Origin of the sequence: Emticicia agri, assembly GCF_004168285.1 — a bacterium.
GTDB classification, from domain to species: domain Bacteria; phylum Bacteroidota; class Bacteroidia; order Cytophagales; family Spirosomataceae; genus Emticicia; species Emticicia agri.
Map to the genome: position 1 here is coordinate 1 of NZ_SEWF01000156.1, position 1,681 is coordinate 1,681.

Below are 1,681 nucleotides of genomic sequence, written 5' to 3' on the forward strand. Positions count from 1 at the left end.
TTGGCTGACTGACAATCTGTAAGCCAGTAACTGCTACACTTGCCGGAGAAATACAACTACCTACTGTACAAGTAGCAGAAATAGAATAAGTTCCCACACTTGAAAGTGTCAAACTCGTACCTGATGAACCATTCGACCAATTGACTGTGCCACCACAACCACTGGCCGTTAAGGTTAAAGTATTTGGTGCACAGACTACCTTGGTAGCCGGGGCTGTAATCGTTGGAGCAGTTGGTTGTGCTACAATCTGCAAACCTGTGACTGATGTACTGGCCGGAGAAATACAAGACCCAACTGTACAGGTGGCTGTAATGCTATAAGTTCCCACACTTGAAAGTGTCAAACTCGTACCTGATGAACCATTCGACCAGTTGACTGTCCCTGCACAACCACTTGCTGTTAATGTAAGCGTGCTTGGTGAACAGACTAACTTGCTAGCTGGGGCTGTAATCGTTGGAGCAGTTGGTTGTGCTACAATCTGCAAACCTGTGACTGATGTACTGGCCGGAGAAATACAAGACCCAACTGTACAGGTGGCTGTAATGCTATAAGTTCCCACACTTGAAAGTGTCAAACTCGTACCTGATGAACCATTCGACCAGTTGACTGTCCCTGCACAACCACTTGCTGTTAATGTAAGCGTGCTTGGTGAACAGACTAACTTGCTAGCTGGGGCTGTAATCGTTGGAGCAGTTGGTTGTGCTACAATCTGCAAACCTGTGACTGATGTACTGGCCGGAGAAATACAAGACCCAACTGTACAGGTGGCTGTAATGCTATAAGTTCCCACACTTGAAAGTGTCAAACTCGTACCTGATGAACCATTCGACCAGTTGACTGTCCCTGCACAACCACTTGCTGTTAATGTAAGCGTGCTTGGTGAACAGACTAACTTGCTAGCTGGGGCTGTAATCGTTGGAGCAGTTGGTTGTGCTACAATCTGCAAACCTGTGACTGATGTACTGGCCGGAGAAATACAAGACCCAACTGTACAGGTGGCTGTAATGCTATAAGTTCCCACACTTGAAAGTGTCAAACTCGTACCTGATGAACCATTCGACCAGTTGACTGTCCCTGCACAACCACTTGCTGTTAATGTAAGCGTGCTTGGTGAACAGACTAACTTGCTAGCTGGGGCTGTAATCGTTGGAGCAGTTGGTTGTGCTACAATCTGCAAACCTGTGACTGATGTACTGGCCGGAGAAATACAAGACCCAACTGTACAGGTGGCTGTAATGCTATAAGTTCCCACACTTGAAAGTGTCAAACTCGTACCTGATGAACCATTCGACCAGTTGACTGTCCCTGCACAACCACTTGCTGTTAATGTAAGCGTGCTTGGTGAACAGACTAACTTGCTAGCTGGGGCTGTAATCGTTGGAGCAGTTGGTTGTGCTACAATCTGCAAACCTGTGACTGATGTACTGGCCGGAGAAATACAAGACCCAACTGTACAGGTGGCTGTAATGCTATAAGTTCCCACACTTGAAAGTGTCAAACTCGTACCTGATGAACCATTCGACCAGTTGACTGTCCCTGCACAACCACTTGCTGTTAATGTAAGCGTGCTTGGTGAACAGACTAACTTGCTAGCTGGGGCTGTAATCGTTGGAGCAGTTGGTTGTGCTACAATCTGCAAACCTGTGACTGATGTACTGGCCGGAGAAATACAAGACCCAAC

Annotated in this window: 1 pseudogene; it reads right to left on the reverse strand. The window is 47.0% G+C overall.

The annotated features are described in order from the left end of the window. A pseudogene (locus tag EWM59_RS28115) lies at positions 1–1,681 on the reverse strand (hypothetical protein); the annotation flags it as partial.